The organism is Streptomyces tailanensis (genome assembly GCF_008386495.1).
GTDB classification, from domain to species: Bacteria; Actinomycetota; Actinomycetes; order Streptomycetales; family Streptomycetaceae; genus Streptomyces; species Streptomyces tailanensis.
Genome location: NZ_VTHJ01000017.1, coordinates 100,905 through 122,516 on the forward strand (window position 1 = coordinate 100,905; position 21,612 = coordinate 122,516).

Consider the following 21,612-nt stretch of genomic DNA (forward strand, 5'->3'; position numbering starts at 1 on the left):
CTCCCGTCAGACCTCTTCGACGCTGCTCGGCTCACGCCGGGACAGGTCGATGCCAAGCTCCTCCGCAGCGCGGAAGACGTCCTCGTCGGTGTCGCGCATCTCGATGGACATGCCGTCCGAGGACAGCACCTCCACGTTGAGGCACAGGGACTGCATCTCCTTGATGAGCACCTTGAAGGACTCGGGGATGCCGGGCTCGGGGATGTTCTCGCCCTTGACGATGGCCTCGTAGACCTTCACGCGGCCGGTGACGTCGTCGGACTTGATGGTCAGGAGCTCCTGGAGGGCGTACGCGGCGCCGTAAGCCTCCAGCGCCCACACCTCCATCTCACCGAAGCGCTGGCCACCGAACTGGGCCTTACCACCCAGCGGCTGCTGGGTGATCATCGAGTACGGACCGGTCGAGCGGGCGTGCAGCTTGTCGTCGACCAGGTGGTGGAGCTTCAGGATGTACATGTAGCCGACCGAGATCGGCTCCGGGAAGGGCTCACCCGAGCGGCCGTCGAACAGCGGGGCCTTACCGGTCGGGAGCACCATGCGCTCGCCGTCGCGGTTCGGGATCGTGTGCTCCAGCAGACCGGCGAGCTCGTCCTCGCGGGCACCGTCGAAGACCGGGGTCGCGACGTTGGTGCCGGGGGCGACGGAGTCGGCGCCGATCACCTGGAGGCGCTGCGCCCACTCGTCGGCGAGGCCGGAGACGTCCCAGCCGCGGCTGGCGAGCCAGCCGAGGTGGATCTCCAGGACCTGTCCCGGGTTCATTCGGGACGGGACACCGAGCGGGTTGAGGATGATGTCGACGGGGGTCCCGTCCTCGAGGAACGGCATGTCCTCGATGGGCAGGATCTTGGAGATGACACCCTTGTTGCCGTGACGGCCGGCGAGCTTGTCACCGTCGGTGATCTTGCGCTTCTGCGCCACGTACACGCGCACCAGCTGGTTGACACCGGGGGGAAGCTCGTCGCCCTCCTCGCGGTCGAAGACGCGGACGCCGATGACCTTGCCGGTCTCGCCGTGCGGCACCTTCAGCGAGGTGTCACGGACCTCACGGGCCTTCTCACCGAAGATCGCGCGCAGCAGACGCTCCTCGGGCGTCAGCTCGGTCTCACCCTTGGGCGTGACCTTGCCGACGAGGATGTCACCGGCGATGACCTCGGCGCCGATACGGATGATGCCGCGCTCGTCGAGGTCGGCGAGGACCTCCTCGGAGACGTTCGGGATGTCCCGGGTGATCTCCTCGGGGCCGAGCTTGGTGTCACGGGCGTCGACCTCGTGCTCCTCGATGTGGATCGAGGAGAGGACGTCGTCCTGCACGAGGCGCTGCGACAGGATGATCGCGTCCTCGTAGTTGTGACCCTCCCACGGCATGAACGCGACGAGCAGGTTCTTGCCGAGCGCCATCTCACCGTTCTGGGTGGCCGGACCGTCGGCGAGGACCTGGCCCTCGATGATCCGGTCGCCCTCGTTGACGATGACCTTCTGGTTGACCGAGGTGCCCTGGTTGGAGCGGGCGAACTTGGCCAGGCGGTACGTGATGTACGTGCCGTCGTCGTTGGCGGTGGTGATGTAGTCCGCGGAGACCTCCTGGACCACACCCGGCTTCTCGGCCTTGACCACGTCGCCGGCGTCGACGGCGGAGCGGTACTCCATGCCGGTGCCGACGAGCGGGGACTCGGACTTGATCAGGGGCACGGCCTGACGCATCATGTTCGCGCCCATGAGGGCGCGGTTGGCGTCGTCGTGCTCGAGGAAGGGGATCATGGCGGTCGCGACCGACACCATCTGGCGCGGCGAGACGTCCATGTAGTCCACGTCGTCACCGGCGACGTAGTCGACCTCGCCACCACGACGACGAACGAGGACGCGGTTCTCGGCGAACCGCATGTCGTCGTTGAGCGTGGCGTTGGCCTGCGCGATGACGAACCGGTCCTCTTCGTCAGCCGTCAGGTAGTCGACCTCGTCGGTGACCTGGCCCTCGACGACCTTGCGGTACGGCGTCTCCACGAAACCGAACGCGTTGACGCGGCCGTAGGAGGCGAGCGAACCGATCAGACCGATGTTCGGGCCTTCGGGCGTCTCAATGGGGCACATACGGCCGTAGTGAGACGGGTGCACGTCACGGACCTCGAAGCCGGCCCGCTCACGGGAGAGACCACCCGGGCCAAGAGCCGACAGACGGCGCTTGTGGGTGAGACCCGACAGCGGGTTGTTCTGGTCCATGAACTGGGAGAGCTGGCTGGTGCCGAAGAACTCCTTGATGGAGGCCACGACCGGCCGGATGTTGATCAGGGTCTGCGGCGTGATCGCCTCGACGTCCTGGGTCGTCATGCGCTCACGGACGACACGCTCCATACGCGCCAGACCCGTACGGACCTGGTTCTGGATGAGCTCGCCGACGCTGCGCAGACGACGGTTGCCGAAGTGGTCGATGTCGTCGGTCTCGACGACGATGTTGCCGCCGCTGTCGCCGACCGTCTCGGTCTCGCCCGCGTGCAGCTTCACCAGGTACTTGATCGTCGAGATGATGTCCTCGACGGTCAGGATGCCGGCGTCGAGCGGGGCGTCCGCGCCCAGCTTCTTGTTGACCTTGTAGCGGCCGACCTTGGCGAGGTCGTAGCGCTTGGGGTTGAAGTACAGGTTCTCGAGGAGCGTCTGCGCGGCCTCACGCGTGGGGGGCTCGCCCGGACGCAGCTTGCGGTAGATGTCGAGCAGCGCGTCGTCCTGCCCCTGGGTGTGGTCCTTCTCCAGGGTGGCGCGCATGGACTCGTACTCGCCGAACTCCTCCAGGATCTGCTCGGTCGTCCAGCCGAGGGCCTTGAGGAGGACGGTCACGGACTGCTTGCGCTTGCGGTCGATACGCACACCGACCATGTCGCGCTTGTCGATCTCCATCTCCAGCCAGGCACCCCGGGACGGGATGATCTTGGCGGAGAAGATGTCCTTGTCGGACGTCTTGTCGATGGAGGAGTCGAAGTAGACACCGGGCGAGCGGACCAGCTGCGACACCACGACACGCTCGGTGCCGTTGATGACGAACGTGCCCTTGCCCGTCATGAGCGGGAAGTCGCCCATGAAGACCGTCTGGGACTTGATCTCACCGGTCTCGTTGTTGGTGAACTCGGCTGTGACGAAGAGCGGGGCGGCGTACGTGAAGTCGCGCTCCTTGCACTCGTCGATGCTGTTCTTCGGCGGCTCGAAGCGGTGGTCGCGGAAGGTCAGCGACATCGACCCGGAGAAGTCCTCGATCGGGGAGATCTCCTCGAAGATCTCCTCCAGGCCGGACTTGGTGGGGACGTCCTGTCCGTTCTCCAGAGCCTCCTCGACCCGACTCTGCCAGGCGGTGTTGCCGAGCAGCCAGTCAAAGCTCTCGGTCTGCAGCGCGAGCAGGTTCGGAACCTCGAGAGGCTCCTTGATCTTTGCAAAGGAGATGCGCAGCGGGGCGGTGCTGGCGCCGTTGTTCGTATTCGCGGTCGAGGCGTTGCGCGAGGCGGCCAAGAGGGGGTCCTTCCGAGGGCTCGGACTCACTACGCGCGTACCGGCCCCCTCGACCGGGCGCAGAGAGGACAAGTCCCGGGTCGGGGACGGTCCGATCGTCTGTGCTCGAGCGAGGGCATGCCCCTGGTGACGGGCAGGAGGCAGCTAACAGGCAGCGCAAAGGGTCAGTGTAGCCACTCGGCCCACTGATGTCCAGTGCGGGTTTGCGGACACCCTCGGAAACCCTCTTTGTTCCTCAACACCTGCGGCAAGCCACGCCCTCGATGCACATCGATACTGCCCTCTTCGTCGCCGATCCATGCCTCGGAGTTCGGATCCGTGTGACGACGCGTCCTGAGAATTGCGCGCTGCGTGCAGTTCGTCAAGGCCCCCCATGCCCGAACCAGATGCTGCGATCGTCACTCGCGGCCGGTCACCAGGGGTGTTCGGAGGCACGACGATGATCACCATACTCGCCGCCACCGACAGTGCAAGGCAGCCGTCACGCGACGTCCCGGAACGCCGAAGGGCGACCACCCACATGGGTGATCGCCCTTCAGTACGTCTGCGTTACAGCCCCGTGTTCAGAGCCGCGCCGCGAGCGAGTCCGTGCGGACCCGCAAAGGCCTTACTTGACCTCGACGGAGGCGCCGGCGCCCTTGAGGGACTCGGCGGCCTTCTCAGCGGCCTCCTTGGCGACCTTCTCGAGAACGGGCTTGGGGGCGCCGTCCACGAGGTCCTTGGCCTCCTTCAGACCCAGCGAGGTCAGCTCACGCACGACCTTGATGACCTGGATCTTCTTGTCGCCGGCACCGGTGAGGATGACGTCGAACTCGTCCTTCTCCTCTTCGGCCTCGACCGGGGCGCCCGGGGCACCCGGAGCGGCAACGGCGACCGCGGCGGCGGCGGTGACGTCGAACTTCTCCTCGAACGCCTTCACGAACTCGGAGAGCTGGATGAGGGTCATCGACTCGAACTCGGCGAGCAGTTCGTCCTGGGTGAGAGCCACGATGGCTTTCCTTCCACTAATTCGGCTGGTGCCGGATGTACATGTCTGGCGGGCGTACGTTGGCCCGCTACGACCTCCGCCTCAGGCGGCGGCGGTCATTTCGCGAGCCGAATTACTCGGCACCGCCCTGCTCGGCCTGCTTGGCGCGAAGAGCGTCCACGGTGCGGACGAGCTTCGAGGGAAGCGCCTGGAAGAGCTGAGCAGCCTGGGACTGCTTGCCCTTGAAGGCACCCGCCAGCTTGCTGAGCAGAACCTCGCGGGACTCGAGGTCCGCAAGCTTCTTGATCTCGTCGGCGGACAGCGCCTTGCCGTCAAGGACACCGCCCTTGATGACGAGGTTCGGGTTGTCCTTGGCGAAGTCACGAAGACCCTTCGCCGACTCCACCGGGTCACCGGTGATGAAGGCGACCGCCGTCGGACCGTTGAACAGGTCGTCGAGCGTCGAGATCCCGGCCTCGTTGGCCGCAATCTTGGTCAGCGTGTTCTTCACCACGGCGTACTGGGCGTTCTCACCGAGCGAACGACGCAGCGTCTTGAGCTGCGCCACGGTGAGACCCCGGTACTCGGTCAGCACGGCGGCGTTCGAGCTACGGAACTGCTCCGTGAGCTCGGCCACCGCGGCAGCCTTGTCGGGCCTTGCCATAGAGCGTCGGCCTCCTTCCGGGTGATGAGGACCGCTCGGAAGGGGCTTGGCAAAACGAAACGCCCCGGCGCAGGCGCACGGGGCGTAGCTCGACCGGACGAATTCCGTACGGGAACGGAACCGGACCGGGAGCAACTTCCACAGTCACCTGCGCGGGTCGTCCGCAGTTCAGCGGATCCTTCGGCCACCGCGCCCTCTCGCGAGCACACGGCAACGACCAGCGGTCTTTGGCTTCTCCGGAAGAGTACGGGACCACATCCCTGTCAAGCAAATCCGCTCCGCGGCCCCTCAGCTCGCCGGCAGGTTGTTCATCAGGTCCTTGTAGTCGAGGGTCTGACTCGCCGGCGGCTCCTCGACGGAGACATCGACGCCGTAGTCGCTGTAGTACACCGTCGAATTCAGCTCGCCGTTCGCCGTGTCGCCCCGCTCGACCTTCTTGACCAGCAGGTTGTCGTCGTTGATCCAGAGGTCGATGTCCGCGGTGGTGATGCCGGACGCCTTCAGCTGCTCCTCCAGCTCGGCCCGCATCTCTTCGCCGAGGTTTGCGTTCTGCTCCTGGATGTCGGCGACGTTCACCGTGCCCGCGTAGTGCGTGGTCTGCTCGCCGCGCACCTCCTCCTCGCCTACCTTCTCGACGTCACCGGAGGCCAGCAGGAGCTGCACGGACTGGTTCGGCGTGACGCTCTGGAAGTGCTCCTTCGCATACGCGCCGGAGGCCCCGCCCATCATGTCCTCGGCATCGTCGTACCCGTACCTGATCCACTGCTTGCCGCCGTACTGCCCGGCGAACAGGTCGCCCATGTTCGCGTAGTAGGCGTCGGGCAGATAGCGGGCCTCCGTCGACGTGATGCCCAGCTGGTTCATCTGGTCGGCCGCCTGACCGCCGGTGTAGGTGATGGTCAGGGTGCCGTGGAGGCCGTCGGCTCAGTCCACCTCGCCGTCCGCCTTGATGGACATCAGGTCGCCCATGTCCCCGGTGGACTCGATCTTCACCGAGTCGGCGTCGTCCGTGGACTTGTCCGCCAGCCGCAGCGCCGCGAGCGGATCGCCGCCCCCGCCGCCCTTGCCCGAGTCCGAGGAACCGCAGGCCGCCACCCCGGTCAGCGCGGCCACCACCGCGATCGACAGGATCGTACGGCGGCACTTGGTCGTGCTGGTCATTCGTCCCCACCCCCATGGAGATTGCCGTCCTCCGCACACCAGCGCAGCACACTTGCGCACGTATGCCCACCCGTATGACAAAAGGTCTGTATGTCAAAAAGGGACGAGCCCCGCACCTCGAAAGGTTGCGGGGCTCGTCCTCGACTACGCGTACGCGACGCGGCTGCCTGGTGAGCGGAGGGCTCAGACGGCGGCCGGGTCCTCCTCGACGAGGAGGTTGCGGGTGCGGTTGGAGTCGACCGGGATGCCGGGGCCGATCGTGGTGCTGATCGCGGCCTTCTTGATGTAGCGACCCTTGGCGGCCGACGGCTTCAGACGGAGGATCTCCTCCAGCGCCGCGGCGTAGTTCTCCACCAGCTTGGTGTCGTCGAACGACGTCTTGCCGATGATGAAGTGCAGGTTCGAGTGCTTGTCGACGCGGAACTCGATCTTGCCGCCCTTGATGTCGTTGACGGCCTTCACGACGTCCGGGGTCACGGTGCCGGTCTTGGGGTTCGGCATGAGACCACGGGGACCAAGCACGCGGCCGAGGCGGCCGACCTTGCCCATGAGGTCCGGGGTGGCGACGACGGCGTCGAAGTCCAGACGGCCCTTCGACACCTCGTCGATGAGCTCGTCGGAGCCGACGATGTCGGCGCCCGCGGCGAGTGCGGCCTCGGCACGGTCACCGGTCGCGAAGACCAGGACCCGGGCGGTCTTACCGGTGCCGTGCGGGAGGTTCACGGTGCCACGGACCATCTGGTCGGCCTTGCGCGGGTCGACACCCAGACGGAAGGCGACCTCGACAGTGCCGTCGAACTTGGTCGTGGAGGTCTCCTTGGCGAGACGGACGGCCTCGAGCGGGGCGTACAGCTTCTCCCGGTCGATCTTGGCGTCCGCAGCGCGGAGAGCCTTGCTGCGCTTGCTCACAACTGCTCCTGTGTGTTCTGAAAGGAGTCGTGGTGCACGGGCCGAGCAGGCCCTACCACGGTGGTTCTACGAAGGTGGGGTTCAGCCCTCGACCGTGATGCCCATGGAACGCGCGGTGCCGGCGATGATCTTCGCGGCGGCGTCCAGGTCATTGGCGTTGAGGTCGGGCATCTTGGTGGTGGCGATCTCGCGGACCTGCGCCTCGGTGATCTTGGCGACCTTGGTCTTGTGCGGCTCGCCGGAGCCCTTCTCCACGCCCGCGGCCTTGAGGATCATCTTGGCGGCCGGCGGCGTCTTGGTGATGAAGGTGAAGGAACGGTCCTCGTAGACCGTGATCTCCACCGGGATGACCCAACCGCGCTGCGACTCGGTCGCGGCGTTGTAGGCCTTGCAGAACTCCATGATGTTGACGCCGTGCTGACCCAGCGCCGGGCCGACCGGCGGAGCCGGGTTGGCCGCACCGGCCTGGATCTGGAGCTTGATGAGCCCCGTGACCTTCTTCTTCTTGGGAGGCATTACTCTCCGGGTCCTTTCGATTCGAGTGCGCCCCACCCAGGTTCGCGTCCCGGATGAAGGCATACCGCACAACGATAACGGGTATGGATGCGCGGCCAAAAACCGAGCAGGTCAGACAAGACGCGGTGGTCTTGTCCGACCTGGTCGGAAGCTTCGGAAGCTTACGGTCCGAAGAAACTCAGTTCTTCTGGATCTGGTCGAAGGAAAGCTCGACAGGCGTCTCACGCCCGAAGATCTCCACCAGACCCTTGACCTTCTTCGAGTCGGCGTTGATCTCGTTGATCGTCGCCTGGAGCGTGGCGAACGGACCGTCGGTGACGGTGACCGAGTCGCCCACCTCGAAGTCCAGCACCTGGACCTCGACCTTGCGGGCCGGAGCCGGTTTGCCCTCGGCCTCGGCAGCCTCGCGGGCGGCCTTCTCCTCGGCCTCCGGGGCGAGCATCTTGACGATCTCGTCCAGGGTCAGCGGGTACGGGTCGTAGGCGTTGCCCACGAAGCCGGTGACACCGGGGGTGTTACGGACGACGCCCCAGGACTCGTTCGTCAGGTCCATACGCACCAGCACATAGCCGGGGAGCTTGTTCTGGCGGATGGTCTTGCGGTCGCCGTTCTTAATCTGGACGACCTCTTCCTGCGGCACCTCGGCCTGGAAGATGTAGTCCTCGACGTTCAGCGAGACGGCGCGCTGTTCGAGGTTGGTCTTCACACGGTTCTCGTAACCGGCGTACGTGTGGATGACGTACCACTCGCCGGGCAGGGTCCGCAGTTCCTCACGCAGGGCCTCGACGGGGTCGACCGGCTCGGCCTCCTCCTCGTCGGCCTCGTCGGCCGCGGCCTCGGCCTCGACGTGCACGGCCGCTTCCTCGGCCGGCTCCCCCGCCTCGGCCTCGGCAGCCTCGAACTCGTCGACCTCGTCCGCTCCCTCGACGATGTCGAGCTCATCATCCACGGACTTGTCCGGCTCGATGGCGTCGTTCAGGTTCGGGTCAGACACGTGGCTGCTTCTTCCTGGATACATGGGGGTGGAACGCGCGAAAGGGGCGCCGGGTGGGGCGCCCTTCGCTTTCGGCTCAGCCGAAGACGTACTTGGCGGCCTTGTCTAGTCCGAAGTCAATCACAGTCACGAGACCGATCATGATGACGACGAAGAAGATGACCACCGTGGTGTAGGTCGTGAGCTGGGAGCGGGTCGGCCAGACGACCTTGCGCAGCTCCGCGACGATCTGACGGTAGAAGAGCGCGAGGCGCTTCAGCGGGCCCTTCTTGGCGCGCTTGCCGCCCTTGCGGGTCTTCTTCTTGTCCTCCGGCGCCTCGTCCTGGGCATCAGGCGTGTCGATGGAGCCCACGGCGTCCGTCATTCATCCTCACCTGATTCCGTCCGGTCCGGGTCGTGGCCGTGCCGCGCCCGGTCTGAGCCGCACGGCGGAACATTGCTGTACGTACATGCGCACACATCCTGGCGTGAGGAGTGTGTAGCAGGGCCGGAGGGACTTGAACCCCCAACCGCTGGTTTTGGAGACCAGTGCTCTACCAATTGAGCTACGACCCTTTGTGGTTCTCCACAAACGTACCGCATCCGGCCGGGTGCTCGGTGTGCACCTGCTGGGCGCGGCCGGTGGAGGCCAACGAGGTGAGAGTGTACGTGGTCCGGCGGCCGACGTCGAACAGAAAGTGTCCGTGGGGGCGTTGCCGGTCGAAGATCGCCTGTCGCCGGGCCCGGATACGGATGGTTGTTCAGTCGCTGTTCAGTCTGTGAAACCCGCGTGCCGGGCGGGTTTCGTGTCTGAAACGATGGGCCCCATGAGCGCTGCAACCCCTCCCACCGAGCGCCGGGTCTCCGCCCGAGTCGGCGCGATCTCCGAGTCCGCCACCCTCGCCGTGGACGCCAAGGCCAAGGCCCTCAAGGCCGCCGGGCGTCCGGTGATCGGCTTCGGCGCGGGCGAGCCCGACTTCCCGACCCCGGACTACATCGTCGAGGCGGCCGTCGAGGCCTGCAAGAACCCGAAGTACCACCGCTACACGCCGGCCGGTGGTCTGCCCGAGCTGAAGGCCGCGATCGCCGCGAAGACCCTGCGCGACTCCGGCTATGAGCCCGACGTCTCGCAGATCCTGGTCACCAACGGCGGCAAGCAGGCCATCTACGAGGCGTTCGCCGCGATCCTCGACCCGGGCGACGAGGTCATCGTCCCGGCGCCGTACTGGACGACGTATCCGGAGTCGATCCGCCTGGCCGGCGGTGTCCCGGTGGAGGTCGTCGCGGACGAGACGACCGGCTACCGGGTCTCCGTGGAGCAGCTGGAGGCGGCCCGCACGGAGAAGACGAAGGTCGTCCTGTTCGTCTCCCCGTCGAACCCGACCGGCGCGGTCTACACGGAGCCCCAGACCGAGGCGATCGGCCGCTGGGCCGTCGAGCACGGCCTGTGGGTGATGACGGACGAGATCTACGAGCACCTGGTCTACGGTGACGCGGCCTCGGTGTCGCTGCCAGCGCTGCTGCCCGAGCTGCGCGACAAGTGCATCGTGGTCAACGGTGTGGCGAAGACGTACGCCATGACCGGCTGGCGGGTCGGGTGGATCATCGGCCCGAAGGACGTCGTGAAGGCCGCGACGAACCTGCAGTCGCACGCCACGTCGAACGTGTCGAACGTCGCCCAGGTCGCGGCCCTCGCCGCCGTTTCCGGTGACCTGGAGGCCGTCGCGAAGATGCGCGAGGCCTTCGACCGGCGCCGCAAGACCATCGTGCGGATGCTCAACGAGATCGACGGAGTCCTCTGCCCGGAGCCCGAGGGGGCGTTCTACGCCTACCCGTCCGTGAAGGACCTGCTCGGCAAGGAGATCCGCGGCAAGCGCCCGCAGGACACGGTCGAACTCGCCGCGCTGATCCTGGAGGAGGCCGAGGTCGCAGTCGTACCCGGCGAGGCGTTCGGCACGCCGGGCTACCTGCGGCTGTCGTACGCGCTGGGTGACGAGGATCTCGTCGAGGGCGTCTCCCGGATCCAGAAGCTGCTGGCGGAGGCGACGGACTGACGTCCTGACCATTCGCTTCGGGGTGGGCACCTACGACTTTTCTGAGGTGCTCACCCCATTCGTTTGTGCGAGCAAGACCACGTTCGGGGAATCCGCTACCGGGACGGTGTCGGCGTACGGCAGGATCCTCGAATGGAGCCTGTACGTGATGTCTCTGAGCTGCCGAAAGCCCATCTGCACCTGCACTTCACCGGCTCGATGCGCCCGGGGACCGTTCTGGAACTGGCCGACAAGTACGGCGTACGTCTGCCCGACGCGCTGACGGAGGCGCTGACCAGCGGAGAGCCGCCGAGACTGCGGGCGACGGACGAGCGGGGCTGGTTCCGCTTCCAGCGCCTGTACGACGCGGCCCGCTCGTGCCTCAGGCAGCCCGAGGACATTCAGCGGCTGGTGCGGGAGGCTGCGGAGGAGGACGTGAGGGACGGCTCGGGCTGGCTGGAGATCCAGGTCGACCCGACGTCGTACGCCCCTCGGCTGGGTGGGCTGATCCCGGCGTTGGAGGTCATCCTGGACGCGGTGGACACGACCGTGCGGGAGACCGGGCTGGGCATGCGGGTCCTGGTCGCGGCGAACCGTATGAAGCACCCTCTGGACGCGCGCACGCTGGCGCGGCTGGCGGTGCGGTACGCGGACCGTGGTGTCGTCGGTTTCGGGCTCTCCAACGACGAGCTCCGGGGCATGGCCAGGGACTTCGACCGGGCCTTCGCGATCGCCCGGGAGGGCGGCCTGCTGTCGGCGCCGCACGGCGGCGAGCTGACCGGCCCGTCCTCGGTCCGCGACTGCCTGGACGACCTGCACGCGAACCGGATCGGGCACGGAGTGCGCGCGGCGGAGGACCCGCGCCTGCTGAAGCGCCTCGCGGACCGGGGCGTGACCTGCGAGGTCTGCCCGGCCTCCAACGTCGCCCTCGGCGTCTACGAGAAGCCCCAGGACGTCCCCCTGCGCACCCTGTTCGACGCCGGCGTCCCCATGGCCCTGGGCGCCGACGACCCTCTCCTCTTCGGCTCCCGCCTAGCGGCCCAGTACGAGATCGCCCGCCACCACCACGCCTTCACAGACGAGGAACTGGCAGAACTGGCCCGCCAGTCGATCCGAGCATCGGCGGCCCCGGAGGAAACGAAGCGGAAACTACTGACCGGCGTAGACGACTGGCTAACCAGCGCCCCGTAAGGGGCGCTGGGAACTCCGCGAGCAACCACACACAACCCGCACCCGCCGTACAACCCGCACCCCCGAGCTCTGAGGCGCCATGGCGGGGTCGAAGGGGCGGCAGCCCAGAATGGGTAGGGCCGGCGGGGGCGAAACTCCTCGTGGGCTCCCCTACAGACTCACGCCCACCGTCACCGGCTCATTCACCAGCGTGATCCCGAAGGCATCGCGAACCCCGGCCACAACCTCCCGGGCCAGCGCGAGCAGATCCTCGGTGGTGGCCGATCCCCGGTTGGTGAGGGCCAGGGTGTGCTTGGTGGAGATTCGAGCAGGACCGGCACCGTAGCCCTTGCTGAAGCCCGCCTTGTCGATCAGCCAGGCCGCGGAGGTCTTCGTGTGACCGTCCCCGGCGGCGTACGCGGGCGGGGCGACGCCGTCGCCGAGCCGCTCCCGCACGCGCGCGTGAAACACGGCGTACTCCTCGTCCGTGAGGATCGGATTCGTGAAGAACGACCCGGCGGACCAGGTGTCATGGTCCTCGGGGTCGAGCACCATGCCCTTCCCGGCGCGTAGCTTCAGAACGGTCTCGCGGGCGTCGGCGAGGGGCACACGGTCACCGGGCTCGACGCCCAGCGCGCGGGCCGTCTCGGCGTACTTGATCGGCCCCGACAGCCCGTCCGCGTCCTCCAGTTCGAACCGGACGCGCAGGACGACGTATCGCTCGGGGTCGTTCTTGAAGCGACTGTGGCGGTACGAGAAGGCGCACTCCGCGTTCGGGACGGTGACCGTCTCGCGGGTGCGGCGGTCGTAGGCGACGACCTCGGTGATGGTGGAGGCGACCTCCTGCCCGTACGCGCCGACGTTCTGGATCGGTGTCGCGCCGGCGGAGCCGGGGATTCCGGCAAGGCATTCGATGCCCGCGAGCCCGGCACCGACGGTACGGGTGACGGCGTCGGTCCACACCTCGCCGGCGGCCAGCTCCAGCCTCGTGCCATCGAGCGCGAACCCCTTGGTCGCGATGACCAGCGCGGTTCCGGCGAAGCCCTTGTCACCGATGACCAGGTTCGAACCACCGCCGATCAGCAGCAGGGGCGTACCGGTGTCATCGGCCTCGCGTACGGCGGCGATTACCTCGTCGTCGGTGGTGGCGGTGATCAGCCGCCGCGCGGGCCCGCCCAGCCGGAAGGTGGTCAACGGGGCGAGGGGGGCGTCGTGGAGTTCCTGCACGGGCTCAAGACTACGAGACGGCCATACCGGCGAAGGCTTGCCCTGGAACTCCGTCCTGGAACTCCGCCACGGCCAGTGCCGTTGATCAGGCCAGGGGGCCCGGCGCGCGTAAGGAGCGCCCCACAATGGAGAACGCCCCTTACACCTCCACATACCCCCGGCCCCTCGCCCGTACGGCTCAGGCCAGTCGTACGACCGCTCGCGACATGCCCAGCACCTTCTGACCGGCGCTCATCGCCGTCAGGTCGACGCGGACGGTGTTGTCGTCGAGCTTGGCGCCGACCTTGGCGGTGACCTCGATGGTGGCGCCCTGGTCGTCGTTGGGGACGACGACGGGCTTGGTGAAGCGGACGCCGTACTCGACGACCGCGCCCGGGTCACCGGCCCAGTCGGTGACGACGCGGATCGCCTCGGCCATGGTGAACATGCCGTGCGCGATGACGTCGGGGAGGCCGACCTCCTTGGCGAACTTCTCGTTCCAGTGGATCGGGTTGAAGTCGCCGGAGGCGCCCGCGTACTGGACGAGCGTGGCGCGGGTCACGCCGAAGGTCTGGGCCGGCAGTTCGGTGCCGACCTCGACGGCGTCGTAAGAGATCTTCGCGGTCATCGGTTTCTCATGCCCCCTCTGCCGCACGGGCCACGAGCTTGGTCCAGGCGGTGACGACGTGGTCGCCCGCCTCGTCGTGGACCTCTCCGCGGACGTCCAGGATGTCGTTGCCCGCCAGGGACTTGATCACCTCGATCGTCGAGGTGACCGTGAGCCGGTCACCGGCGCGCACCGGGCGCTTGTACGCGAACTTCTGGTCGCCGTGCACCACACGGCTGTAGTCGAGGCCGAGTTGCGGGTCGGAGACGACGACGCCCGCGGCCTTGAAGGTGATCGAGAACACGAAGGTCGGCGGGGCGATCACGTCGGGGTAGCCGAGTGCCTTGGCGACGTCGGGGTCCGTGTATACAGGGTTGGCGTCCCCCACGGCCTCCGCGAATTCACGGATCTTCTCCCGGCCGACCTCGTAGGGGTCGGTGGGCGGGTAGGACCGCCCTACGAAGGACTGGTCGAGCGCCATGGCTCGGCACCTCCTGCTCTACTGGCCGGTATTGGTCGATGTAACGACGCGAGGCCGCCCCCGATCACTCGGGGACGGCCTCGCGTACGAGCCTGATTTATCGCGTTTCGCGGTGCGCGGTGTGCGCGTTGCAACGCGGGCAGTGCTTCTTCATCTCCAGTCGGTCCGGGTTGTTACGCCGGTTCTTCTTGGTGATGTAGTTCCGCTCCTTGCACTCCACGCAGGCCAGCGTGATCTTCGGGCGGACGTCGGTGGCAGCCACGTGAGTGCTCCTTGACGAACGGATGGGATTGGTTTAACGCAGGAAAGAGTAGCCGATCGAAGGACCGACCCCGCAATCGGCTACTGTCAGTAGCGGTGACCGGACTTGAACCGGTGACACAGCGATTATGAGCCGCTTGCTCTACCGACTGAGCTACACCGCTGTGATGCGATCGGGCCCCGCCTTGCGGCGGGAACCTTTCACACCAGAGCCCCAATACGGAATCGAACCGTAGACCTTCTCCTTACCATGGAGACGCTCTGCCGACTGAGCTATTGGGGCGAGCGATGAAGACATTACACGGCTCACCGCCGTTCGCCCAAATCCGTTTCGCGGCCTCCACCCGGAGCGGTCCGGGGGCGTTCTCCGCTCTGTTCAACTGGGCTCCGCAGGCCTCATGCACCACCGTTCCCGGCTTTCCCGGCAGCCACCGGCCAGGTGAACCGCACCAGTACGACTATTGCGCTCCTGCGCGCTGAGGGCGTGCGACCGGCCTAGGCTCGACTCACTCTGCGTGATCTTGTGTCCCTCAGTCAGCCCCTCAGTCCGCCCTAAGTCTCACCGTGCCGCCGTCGTCGAGCCAGGAGCGCGATGCCCGACAGTCAGCCGCAGCCGTCCCACTCCTCGTCCGGCCCGCCCTTCGGGCCGGACGAGGCAGGCGCCCTGCTGCTGTGCGGTGCGCGGCTCACCGACGGCCGGGCCGTGGACGTACGGCTGGGCCGCGGACGTATCGAGGCGGTCGGCACGGCGGGCAGTCTGGGAACGGGCGGAACGACCGCGTCCGGGGTGCCGGTCAAGCGTGTGGATCTCGGCGGGCATCTGCTCCTGCCGGCTCCTGTGGAGCCGCACGCCCACGGTGACACGGCTCTGTCGGACGATGTCGGGGGGCCCGTCTCGTACGACGGTCAGGACGTCCAGCGGCGGGTCACCGAGGCCGCGCTGCTCCAGCTCGGGCACGGTGCCACCGCGCTGCGCTCGCATGTCCGCGTGGGCGATGTGCAGGGGCTGGGGGCGTTGGAGGCGGTGCTCCAGGCTCAGCGGGCGTTGCGGGGGCTCGTGGAGCTGACGGCGGTGGCGATGCCTCGGGTGCTGACCGGGGTGGCCGGGGCGGACGGGCTGGCCATGCTGCGGGACGCGGTGAAGATGGGGGCCTCGGTGGTGGGGGGCTGTCCGGATCTGGATCCCGATCCCACCGGGTATGTCGAGGCGGTGCTGGGCATCGCCTCCGAGCACGGGTGTCCGGTGGATCTGCACACCGATGGCGGTGATCCGGCTCGGCTCGCCCGGCTGGCGGCGATGGCGGGTGGGTTGCGGGGCGGGGTCACGCTCGGGCCGTGCGGTGGGCTCGGGCGGTTGCCTGACCAGGTCGCGACCCGCGCCGCGGATCAGCTGGCGGCGGCCGGGGTGGGTGTCGTGTGTCTGCCTCAGGGTGGGTGCGGCGGGGTGGATCGCCGGGGGACCGCGCCCGTACGGCTGTTGCGGGCGGCCGGGGTGCGGGTTGCGGCGGGGAGCGGTGCGTTGCGGGATGTGTCCAATCCGGTGGGGCGGGGGGATCCGCTGGAGGCGGCGTATTTGCTGGCGTCGCGCTATGGGCTGCGGGTCGAGGAGGCGTACGACGCGGTGAGCGGTGCGGCGCGGGCGGCGCTGGGGTTGCCGGAGGTGCGGGTGGAGGCGGGGTTTCCGGCCGAGCTGCTCGCCGTGCGAGGGGATGGGTTGGCGGGGGTGCTGTCGCTGGCGTACAGCCGGGTTGTGGTGCATGGGGGGCGCGTGGTGGCGCGGACCAGCGCGGTGCGGGAATTTTGTGGGTCGGGGGTGGTTGGGGGGCTGGAATTGCCTCGGCAGGGGCGGAGTGCCTCCGGCGGTTAGACCGGAGCACGGGCGGTACGTCGAGGGTCGGGGCCGTCGGTGGCTGTGCTGCCCTCGCTGCGGGCAGTCGTGCCGCTGGGGCGATGGGGGAGGGTGGGCGCAGCGGCACCTCGTAGCGCCGAGTCGCGCAGCCCACCCCCGCCCAGCCTCAGCGCCGGGTGCGCACGCAGGCCGGCAGCACGGTCGAAGGTGGTCAGACGCCCAGCATGCCGCCGGTGAAGGGGTCGCCGAACTCGTCGACCGGGATTTCGGTGGCGTCCTCGGGGGCGCTGACGTCGGCGGCCTTGTCAAAGGTGAGGATGAGGGGGGCCTTGGCGCCCTTCGGGTCGTCGGCGAGGACGGCGAGGTCGGTCTCGATCTGGGTCAGGTCGCCGTTCTTGAGGGTGAAGTCGACCGCGACCTTCCTGTTCGGGGCGTCCTTCAGGTCCTTGGCGGTGGGGAGTTCGGCGCCCGGCGGGAGGTCGCCCTTCAGGGGCTGGAGCTTGTCGAAGACGCCCGTGAGGAGGTCGCGGAAGTTGGCCTTGGCGGTGATGACCTCGGTGCCGTCCTTGCCCTCCTTGGTCTTGAAGCTGACCTCGCGGGCGACGACACCGCGTACGGCGTCGAGGATCTTCTTCTGGGTCTTGGCGTCGAGTTCGCCGGAATCGGCCGAGCCGGAGCCCGCGGTGGCGTCTTCCAGTTCGGAGGTGGCGATCTTGACCCACTCGCCTTCCAGGAGCGGGCGCAGGACGTCCTGCTCGTCCTCCGGGAGTTCGTCGAGTTCGTCGGCCGTGGGGAAGGGCACGCCCATCGCCTCGCCCATGGCTTCCATGTCGGCGCGGTAGTACGTGTAGTCGCCGACGACCCGGTACTCGATAAGCGCGCCGTCGTCGCCCGAGACCTTCATGCCGACGCCGACGATGTCCTTCTCGCCCGAATCGGCCAGCGGCTTCTTGGACTTGACGGACACGTCGACGCGCAGGCCGGTGAAGAACTCCGCCATCTCCGGCGGCACTTCCTCGCTCTCCTCGCCCGCCAGCGCGGCGAGGTCGTCCGGGTCGGCGTCGAGTCGCAGCCCGAAGGCCAGGGACTTCTGTTCGCCGAGCCGCTCGACGGCCTTGTCCACCTTCTGTCCCGCGGTGAGGTTCTGGACCGTGCCGCACGCGGCCATCGTGACAAGCACGGCGGCGGCACAGCCCACTCCGGTGACGGTGCGGCGGATGACGGGTGCCTCGGTGGCGGATGCGCGCGCCATGGACGTACGTACGACTGATGTGCGCATGGTGGTAATGACGTCCCCCCTGTGTTTTCTGTGCTCGCCGGAACGGCGAACATGGGTGAGACCTGTGAGGCCCCCGGAAGGTTGCGCGGCGTGCGGACCGTTGTGCGGCGAAGGCGTCCGTTCGGGCGTACGGTCGGAAACATGCGCATTGTCATCGCTGGAGGCCATGGTCAGATCGCGCTGCGGTTGGAGCGGCTGCTCACCGCGCGCGGGTACGAGGTCGCGGGTATCATCCGCCGTCCCGAGCAGGCCGACGATCTGCGCGCGGCCGGTGCCGAGCCGGTACTGTGCGATCTGGAGTCGGCCTCGGTCGAGGAGGTCGCCGCGCATCTGCAGGGCGCGGACGGCGCCGTGTTCGCGGCGGGCGCCGGTCCGGGCAGCGGGGCGGCCCGCAAGGACACGGTGGACCGCGGCGCCGCGGTCCTGTTCGCGGACGCGGCGATACGCACGGGTGTACGACGTCATCTGGTCGTGTCCTCGATGGGCGCGAACCCGAAGCACGAGGGCAACGAGGTCTTCGACGCGTATCTGCGGGCGAAGGGCCAGGCGGACGCATATGTGTATGGGCTGGACGCCTTGGACTGGACGATCCTGCGGCCCGGAATGCTGACGGACGACGCCGGCACCGGTCTTGTGCGCCTGGAGGCCTCCACGGGACGCGGCCCGATTCCCCGCGCCGACGTGGCGGCCGTCCTCGCCGAGCTGCTGGACACCCCCGCCACAGCCGGGCTGACGTTGGAAGTGATCAGCGGCTCGACGCCGGTCGGGGTGGCGGTGAAGTCGGTGGCCGGGAACTGACAAGGGACGGGGCGAGTGGCCGGGGATTGGCCCCGTCCGGCCAGGAGGCTCAGAAGAGGGGGAGCTGACCGGGGAAGTCCGGGACGACGTACCCGTCGAGTGCCGGCTGGGCCTCCCCCATCGGCGCCGGTCTGCGTGAACCGGGGCACGACACCAGCTCTCCGCTCGCCCCCGGCGGATCGTGCCGCGCGAACCGCCCCGCCACGACGGCGATCTCACGACGGCACTCGGGGCAGTTCCTGCGACGTGATGACATGGGGTCAGTGTGGCCGGTGCGGCGTCTCTCAGGGGGCGACCGATTCCCAGTATCGCCGCACTCGCCGTATACGACGAAGCCCCTTCCGGACTGCTCTCGCAGTCCAGAAGGGGCTTCCCTCCACGTGGCGGCGCCAGGATTCGAACCTGGGTAGGCTAAGCCGACGGATTTACAGACCACTCGCGATCACGCGCCTGTACCCCTTCTGACCAGGCATGTCGGGTGACGCTGAGGCATGGTGACCGTCCGCCGTCCACGTCTCGTCCTGATCTTGGAAAATCACACCTTCAACGAGACCGGAGGCAGTGTGGTTGTAGCCCACTACGCTGGTATGCACCACCTCAGAATGGAGAGTGCCCGGCGGATGGGACCGAAGACAGCAAAGGTCTACGAGACGATTCGTGCACGGCTCGCATCGGGCGAGTACGCCCCCGGCGACAAGATGCCTTCTGAGCGGACGCTCGCCGAAGAACTCGGGATCGGCCGGACGGCCCTGCGACAGGTCTTGGCCCGCCTCTTGGCAGAGGGCGCCCTGGAAGTTCGGGGCCGGAGTTCCTACCGGGTGCCCGGCGGGGTGAGCGTCAAGGCGCCTGAGGGACTGGAACCGTGGCGCATCTACGGTGAGCGGGACCTCTACGACAACGAGTGGGTCACGCTTCAACTGTGGGACGTTGAGCCCCCCGGTGTGGAGCGCTTCGAGCATCACGTGGTGAAGCTGCGCCACGTGGCCGTAACCGCCGTCGTCGACGACCAAGACCGTGTGCTGATGATGTGGCGGTACCGCTTCGTCCCGCAGAAGTGGGGATGGGAGCTCCCCGGCGGCATCGTCGATGCCGGCGAGGACCCTGCCGACACGGCGCTGAGGGAGTTCGTAGAAGAGACCGGATGGCGCCCGAAGACGCTGGAACACGTCGTCACGTACCAACCCATGATCGGCATGGTCGATTCGCCACACGAGATCTTCGTGGGCCACGGGGCCGAACAAGTGGGCTCACCGACGGATCTTGAAGAGGCGGGGCACATCGAATGGGTGCCGCTCGCCGACATTCCTGGGCTGATGGCACGAGGTGAGCTGATGGGTTCCGGCACCCTGGTTGCCCTGCTTCACATCCTGGCGAGCCGGGGCAAGCAAGGGATCACAGCCGCTCACTGAGGCGGTCGACGCGGCGCCGCTGTCGTACAGAGCCCGTACGGTTCGCCAGCAACCGTGCCTGGCGGAGATGGGTGTTCGCGTCGTCGTACTCGTCTCGCGCCAGGTGGGCCTGTGCGAGATCCGTGTGCAATCCGGCCTTCGCTCGGACGAAGGTCGGATCTGCCACTTCCAGCGCGTCATACAGGCTGGTCACCGCTTCGTCGTCGCCAAGCAAGGCGAGGACGTTTCCGCGCCAACGAGCCAGGTGTGAGCCGTTGAGGAAGATGCTCAACATGTCCGGGTCGCGGTCGACGGGACCCGCCGGAATGCTCGCGACGGCCGAATCGAGGGCGCGTCGACAGTCGTCCGGCATTCCGGCGTGGGCGCACATCTCGGCTTCGGCGGCGTACAGCCACGCCCGGAGGCGAGGTGATCCGGCTTGCCCGAGGGTCCGCTGCGCGTCGCGGACCAGGTCGACACCGAGCGCCGGCCGACCGGCCTCGCAGAGTACGTATGCCTGCTCCGCCATGGCGTGAGCGAGGTACATCGGCTCCTCAGCGTCCCGCGCCGCCCGCTTCGCCAACTCGTAGTGTCGCCACGCCCGTTCCACTGCCCCTGCGTCGATTGCCTGCCATGCGGCCATCGTTGACGCCCCGGCGAGGGCGAGGGCCACGGGGCGGCGCGTGTGGGGCAGTACGGCAAAGTTCAGCGCGTCTTCGAGGGCGGCGAGGTGACCTGTCACCTGGTCGACAAGGCTGGCTGCGCCCATTCGTCGGTCCATGGTTCGCAGTAGTTCGGTCTGGTCGTTGAACGCCTGCACCATGGATTCGTCGACACTGCTCGCCGAATCGATCCTGCTGAGGAGTTCGTCGTACCCGTCGGCCACCGGCAGAGCAATCGCCGTTGGACCGCCCCTCAACTCTGCGTCCGTCACGCCCATGAGCTGTCGCAGGATCGCCGCGTATCGATCCGAGATCGTGCGCTTGCCGTTCTCCCACTCGGACACGTACACCCGCAAACTCGCGGTCGACGCCACATCGGTGACATGCCGTCGGGCGTACTGCTCGATCTCGCGAACCAGTCGTTCCTGAGACCAGCCTCGCGCCGTTCGCGCGCTTCGAAGTCCTGAACTCACAAGCCACCGTCCGGCAATAGGTTCACTCGCTGCACCTCCCAGCATGCCTCACGTCGCCGCAGGTCAACAGGGGTTAACAGGACGGGTGTTAAGCCCTGTTGGCTACCGGACCCCCTGTCTCGAACGGTCTCCTTGAAGTGCGCCAGGGCGGGCAACTCCCGCCCGAATCAACGAAGCCTCTTGACTCTGGTGCGCACCAGATGCCAACCTTTTGGTGCGCACCAGATTCGGGGGTGACTCCGATTCGCGGCTGCACGGAGCACGACTCCGCCGGGCCGGCTTACACGCGGTTCGAGCGGCAGGGGAGACGTAAAAGTCCGTCGTCTTCACAGATCGATCGGTGTCATCGGCTAAGCCGCTGGTCTGACCCTCGGGCATGGGACCCAGGGACCGGATCACGGGAACCCCGGTGGTTGGGCTGCACCCGGTCCATGACACCCGTGAGGGAGGGAGACCACTCAGCGAGTGACGACTGAGTGGCGCGGTGACCGGCGCGCCGTCCAAGGGAGGCGGAGCAAGGCGCATACGGGAGCCGCGAGACGACAGTGACGGGCTTTCCCGTCACTTGTCATGCGGGCAGGGCGCCGGCGTCACGTCGGTGGCCTGCCCGCTTGATGAGGAATCAGAGCGGTCCCCCGGGTCGCACCCCGGAGGACCGCAGCCAGGCACCTGATGTGGAGGCACCTGTGATCACCAGTCTGACAGACGCGGAGCGGGCGGAAC

General features: G+C 67.5%; 19 protein-coding genes, 4 tRNA genes and 1 pseudogene. 5 read left to right on the forward strand and 19 right to left on the reverse strand.

Annotation, left to right across the window (positions count from 1 at the left end; translation table 11 throughout):
- Positions 1 to 6: 6 nt before the first annotated feature.
- From rpoB to F3T56_RS16570, 9 genes and pseudogenes are all read right to left on the reverse strand, one after another.
- On the reverse strand, positions 7 to 3,492 hold the full coding sequence (rpoB, locus tag F3T56_RS16525; RefSeq protein ID WP_149825932.1) for a DNA-directed RNA polymerase subunit beta: 3,486 nt from the start codon (positions 3,490 to 3,492) through the stop codon (positions 7 to 9).
- Between the two features lie 607 nt (positions 3,493 to 4,099).
- The gene (rplL, locus tag F3T56_RS16535) at positions 4,100 to 4,483 is read right to left on the reverse strand and encodes a 50S ribosomal protein L7/L12 (protein WP_149825933.1); all 384 of its coding nucleotides are present in this window, start codon (positions 4,481 to 4,483) and stop codon (positions 4,100 to 4,102) included.
- A gap of 109 nt (positions 4,484 to 4,592) precedes the next feature.
- A complete protein-coding gene (rplJ, locus tag F3T56_RS16540) occupies positions 4,593 to 5,123 on the reverse strand; it encodes a 50S ribosomal protein L10 (RefSeq protein ID WP_149825934.1) in 531 nt (176 codons plus the stop codon).
- A 288-nt stretch (positions 5,124 to 5,411) separates the two neighbouring features.
- Positions 5,412 to 6,284 (reverse strand): annotated as a pseudogene (locus F3T56_RS16545) (SCO4651 family lipoprotein).
- A 183-nt stretch (positions 6,285 to 6,467) separates the two neighbouring features.
- Positions 6,468 to 7,193 (reverse strand): 50S ribosomal protein L1, encoded by a 726-nt coding sequence (gene rplA / locus F3T56_RS16550; protein WP_149825935.1) that lies wholly within the window; start codon positions 7,191 to 7,193, stop codon positions 6,468 to 6,470.
- Positions 7,194 to 7,274: 81 nt separating this feature from the next.
- Entirely contained in the window at positions 7,275 to 7,709 is a 435-nt protein-coding gene (rplK, locus tag F3T56_RS16555) for a 50S ribosomal protein L11 (protein WP_028805116.1), read from the reverse strand.
- 178 nt (positions 7,710 to 7,887) lie between these two features.
- Positions 7,888 to 8,703 carry a transcription termination/antitermination protein NusG gene (gene nusG / locus F3T56_RS16560; protein WP_149825936.1) on the reverse strand — a complete coding sequence of 272 codons (816 nt, stop codon included), beginning with the start codon at positions 8,701 to 8,703 and terminating at the stop codon, positions 7,888 to 7,890.
- 76 nt (positions 8,704 to 8,779) lie between these two features.
- Positions 8,780 to 9,067, reverse strand: a complete 288-nt coding sequence (gene secE / locus F3T56_RS16565; RefSeq protein ID WP_149825937.1) for a preprotein translocase subunit SecE — start codon at positions 9,065 to 9,067, stop codon at positions 8,780 to 8,782.
- Positions 9,068 to 9,185: 118 nt separating this feature from the next.
- Positions 9,186 to 9,258, reverse strand: a tRNA-Trp gene (locus tag F3T56_RS16570).
- A 251-nt stretch (positions 9,259 to 9,509) separates the two neighbouring features.
- Between F3T56_RS16570 and F3T56_RS16575 the strand changes: the two genes are divergently transcribed.
- The gene (locus tag F3T56_RS16575) at positions 9,510 to 10,736 is read left to right on the forward strand and encodes a pyridoxal phosphate-dependent aminotransferase (RefSeq protein ID WP_172638981.1); all 1,227 of its coding nucleotides are present in this window, start codon (positions 9,510 to 9,512) and stop codon (positions 10,734 to 10,736) included.
- 132 nt (positions 10,737 to 10,868) lie between these two features.
- Positions 10,869 to 11,906 (forward strand): adenosine deaminase, encoded by a 1,038-nt coding sequence (locus tag F3T56_RS16580; protein ID WP_149825939.1) that lies wholly within the window; start codon positions 10,869 to 10,871, stop codon positions 11,904 to 11,906.
- A 150-nt stretch (positions 11,907 to 12,056) separates the two neighbouring features.
- Here the strand turns inward: F3T56_RS16580 and F3T56_RS16585 are convergent, their stop codons facing one another.
- The 6 genes from F3T56_RS16585 to F3T56_RS16610 all read right to left on the reverse strand — a co-directional run bounded on the left by F3T56_RS16585 (position 12,057) and on the right by F3T56_RS16610 (position 14,723).
- Positions 12,057 to 13,112 (reverse strand): UDP-N-acetylmuramate dehydrogenase, encoded by a 1,056-nt coding sequence (locus F3T56_RS16585; RefSeq protein ID WP_149825940.1) that lies wholly within the window; start codon positions 13,110 to 13,112, stop codon positions 12,057 to 12,059.
- A 178-nt stretch (positions 13,113 to 13,290) separates the two neighbouring features.
- Positions 13,291 to 13,719 (reverse strand): MaoC family dehydratase, encoded by a 429-nt coding sequence (locus F3T56_RS16590; RefSeq protein WP_149825941.1) that lies wholly within the window; start codon positions 13,717 to 13,719, stop codon positions 13,291 to 13,293.
- Between the two features lie 7 nt (positions 13,720 to 13,726).
- Positions 13,727 to 14,179 (reverse strand): MaoC family dehydratase N-terminal domain-containing protein, encoded by a 453-nt coding sequence (locus F3T56_RS16595; RefSeq protein WP_149825942.1) that lies wholly within the window; start codon positions 14,177 to 14,179, stop codon positions 13,727 to 13,729.
- Between the two features lie 97 nt (positions 14,180 to 14,276).
- Entirely contained in the window at positions 14,277 to 14,441 is a 165-nt protein-coding gene (rpmG, locus tag F3T56_RS16600; RefSeq protein WP_003948671.1) for a 50S ribosomal protein L33, read from the reverse strand.
- A gap of 90 nt (positions 14,442 to 14,531) precedes the next feature.
- Positions 14,532 to 14,604, reverse strand: a tRNA-Met gene (locus F3T56_RS16605).
- Between the two features lie 46 nt (positions 14,605 to 14,650).
- Positions 14,651 to 14,723: transfer RNA gene (locus tag F3T56_RS16610), tRNA-Thr, on the reverse strand.
- Positions 14,724 to 15,032: 309 nt separating this feature from the next.
- Between F3T56_RS16610 and F3T56_RS16615 the strand changes: the two genes are divergently transcribed.
- Positions 15,033 to 16,307 (forward strand): amidohydrolase family protein, encoded by a 1,275-nt coding sequence (locus tag F3T56_RS16615; protein WP_149825943.1) that lies wholly within the window; start codon positions 15,033 to 15,035, stop codon positions 16,305 to 16,307.
- Positions 16,308 to 16,500: 193 nt separating this feature from the next.
- Here F3T56_RS16615 and F3T56_RS16620 read toward each other — a convergent pair whose 3' ends face one another.
- Positions 16,501 to 17,568: a hypothetical protein gene (locus F3T56_RS16620; protein WP_172638982.1), complete on the reverse strand. Its 1,068-nt coding sequence runs from the start codon at positions 17,566 to 17,568 to the stop codon at positions 16,501 to 16,503.
- 141 nt (positions 17,569 to 17,709) lie between these two features.
- Between F3T56_RS16620 and F3T56_RS16625 the strand changes: the two genes are divergently transcribed.
- Positions 17,710 to 18,366, forward strand: a complete 657-nt coding sequence (locus tag F3T56_RS16625; RefSeq protein WP_149825944.1) for an SDR family oxidoreductase — start codon at positions 17,710 to 17,712, stop codon at positions 18,364 to 18,366.
- A gap of 49 nt (positions 18,367 to 18,415) precedes the next feature.
- Here F3T56_RS16625 and F3T56_RS16630 read toward each other — a convergent pair whose 3' ends face one another.
- Both F3T56_RS16630 and F3T56_RS16635 read right to left on the reverse strand, forming a co-directional pair.
- The gene (locus F3T56_RS16630; protein ID WP_149825945.1) at positions 18,416 to 18,622 is read right to left on the reverse strand and encodes a hypothetical protein; all 207 of its coding nucleotides are present in this window, start codon (positions 18,620 to 18,622) and stop codon (positions 18,416 to 18,418) included.
- Positions 18,623 to 18,747: 125 nt separating this feature from the next.
- A tRNA-Tyr gene (locus tag F3T56_RS16635) sits at positions 18,748 to 18,817 on the reverse strand.
- Between the two features lie 169 nt (positions 18,818 to 18,986).
- On the opposite strand from F3T56_RS16635, the gene F3T56_RS16640 reads away from it, so the two are divergent.
- On the forward strand, positions 18,987 to 19,775 hold the full coding sequence (locus F3T56_RS16640; RefSeq protein ID WP_149825982.1) for an NUDIX domain-containing protein: 789 nt from the start codon (positions 18,987 to 18,989) through the stop codon (positions 19,773 to 19,775).
- On the opposite strand, the gene F3T56_RS16645 is transcribed toward F3T56_RS16640, so the two are convergent.
- Positions 19,759 to 20,766, reverse strand: a complete 1,008-nt coding sequence (locus F3T56_RS16645) for an NsdA family TPR-like regulatory protein (RefSeq protein WP_149825983.1) — start codon at positions 20,764 to 20,766, stop codon at positions 19,759 to 19,761. The two genes, F3T56_RS16640 and F3T56_RS16645, sit on opposite strands and share 17 nt — an antisense overlap.
- Positions 20,767 to 21,612: the final 846 nt, after the last annotated feature.

What these genes read in the sequence shown, in the direction of transcription:
- F3T56_RS16640 (WP_149825982.1), top strand. Translation starts at nt 18,987, where the DNA reads ATGGGACCGAAGACAGCAAAGGTCTACGAGACGATTCGTGCACGGCTC.
- F3T56_RS16590 (WP_149825941.1), bottom strand. Translation starts at nt 13,719, where the DNA reads ATGACCGCGAAGATCTCTTACGACGCCGTCGAGGTCGGCACCGAACTG.
- F3T56_RS16625 (WP_149825944.1), top strand. Translation starts at nt 17,710, where the DNA reads ATGCGCATTGTCATCGCTGGAGGCCATGGTCAGATCGCGCTGCGGTTG.
- rplJ (WP_149825934.1), bottom strand. Translation starts at nt 5,123, where the DNA reads ATGGCAAGGCCCGACAAGGCTGCCGCGGTGGCCGAGCTCACGGAGCAG.
- F3T56_RS16630 (WP_149825945.1), bottom strand. Translation starts at nt 18,622, where the DNA reads ATGTCATCACGTCGCAGGAACTGCCCCGAGTGCCGTCGTGAGATCGCC.
- F3T56_RS16620 (WP_172638982.1), bottom strand. Translation starts at nt 17,568, where the DNA reads ATGCGCACATCAGTCGTACGTACGTCCATGGCGCGCGCATCCGCCACC.
- F3T56_RS16595 (WP_149825942.1), bottom strand. Translation starts at nt 14,179, where the DNA reads ATGGCGCTCGACCAGTCCTTCGTAGGGCGGTCCTACCCGCCCACCGAC.
- F3T56_RS16575 (WP_172638981.1), top strand. Translation starts at nt 9,510, where the DNA reads ATGAGCGCTGCAACCCCTCCCACCGAGCGCCGGGTCTCCGCCCGAGTC.
- F3T56_RS16615 (WP_149825943.1), top strand. Translation starts at nt 15,033, where the DNA reads ATGCCCGACAGTCAGCCGCAGCCGTCCCACTCCTCGTCCGGCCCGCCC.
- rplK (WP_028805116.1), bottom strand. Translation starts at nt 7,709, where the DNA reads ATGCCTCCCAAGAAGAAGAAGGTCACGGGGCTCATCAAGCTCCAGATC.
- F3T56_RS16580 (WP_149825939.1), top strand. Translation starts at nt 10,869, where the DNA reads ATGGAGCCTGTACGTGATGTCTCTGAGCTGCCGAAAGCCCATCTGCAC.
- secE (WP_149825937.1), bottom strand. Translation starts at nt 9,067, where the DNA reads ATGACGGACGCCGTGGGCTCCATCGACACGCCTGATGCCCAGGACGAG.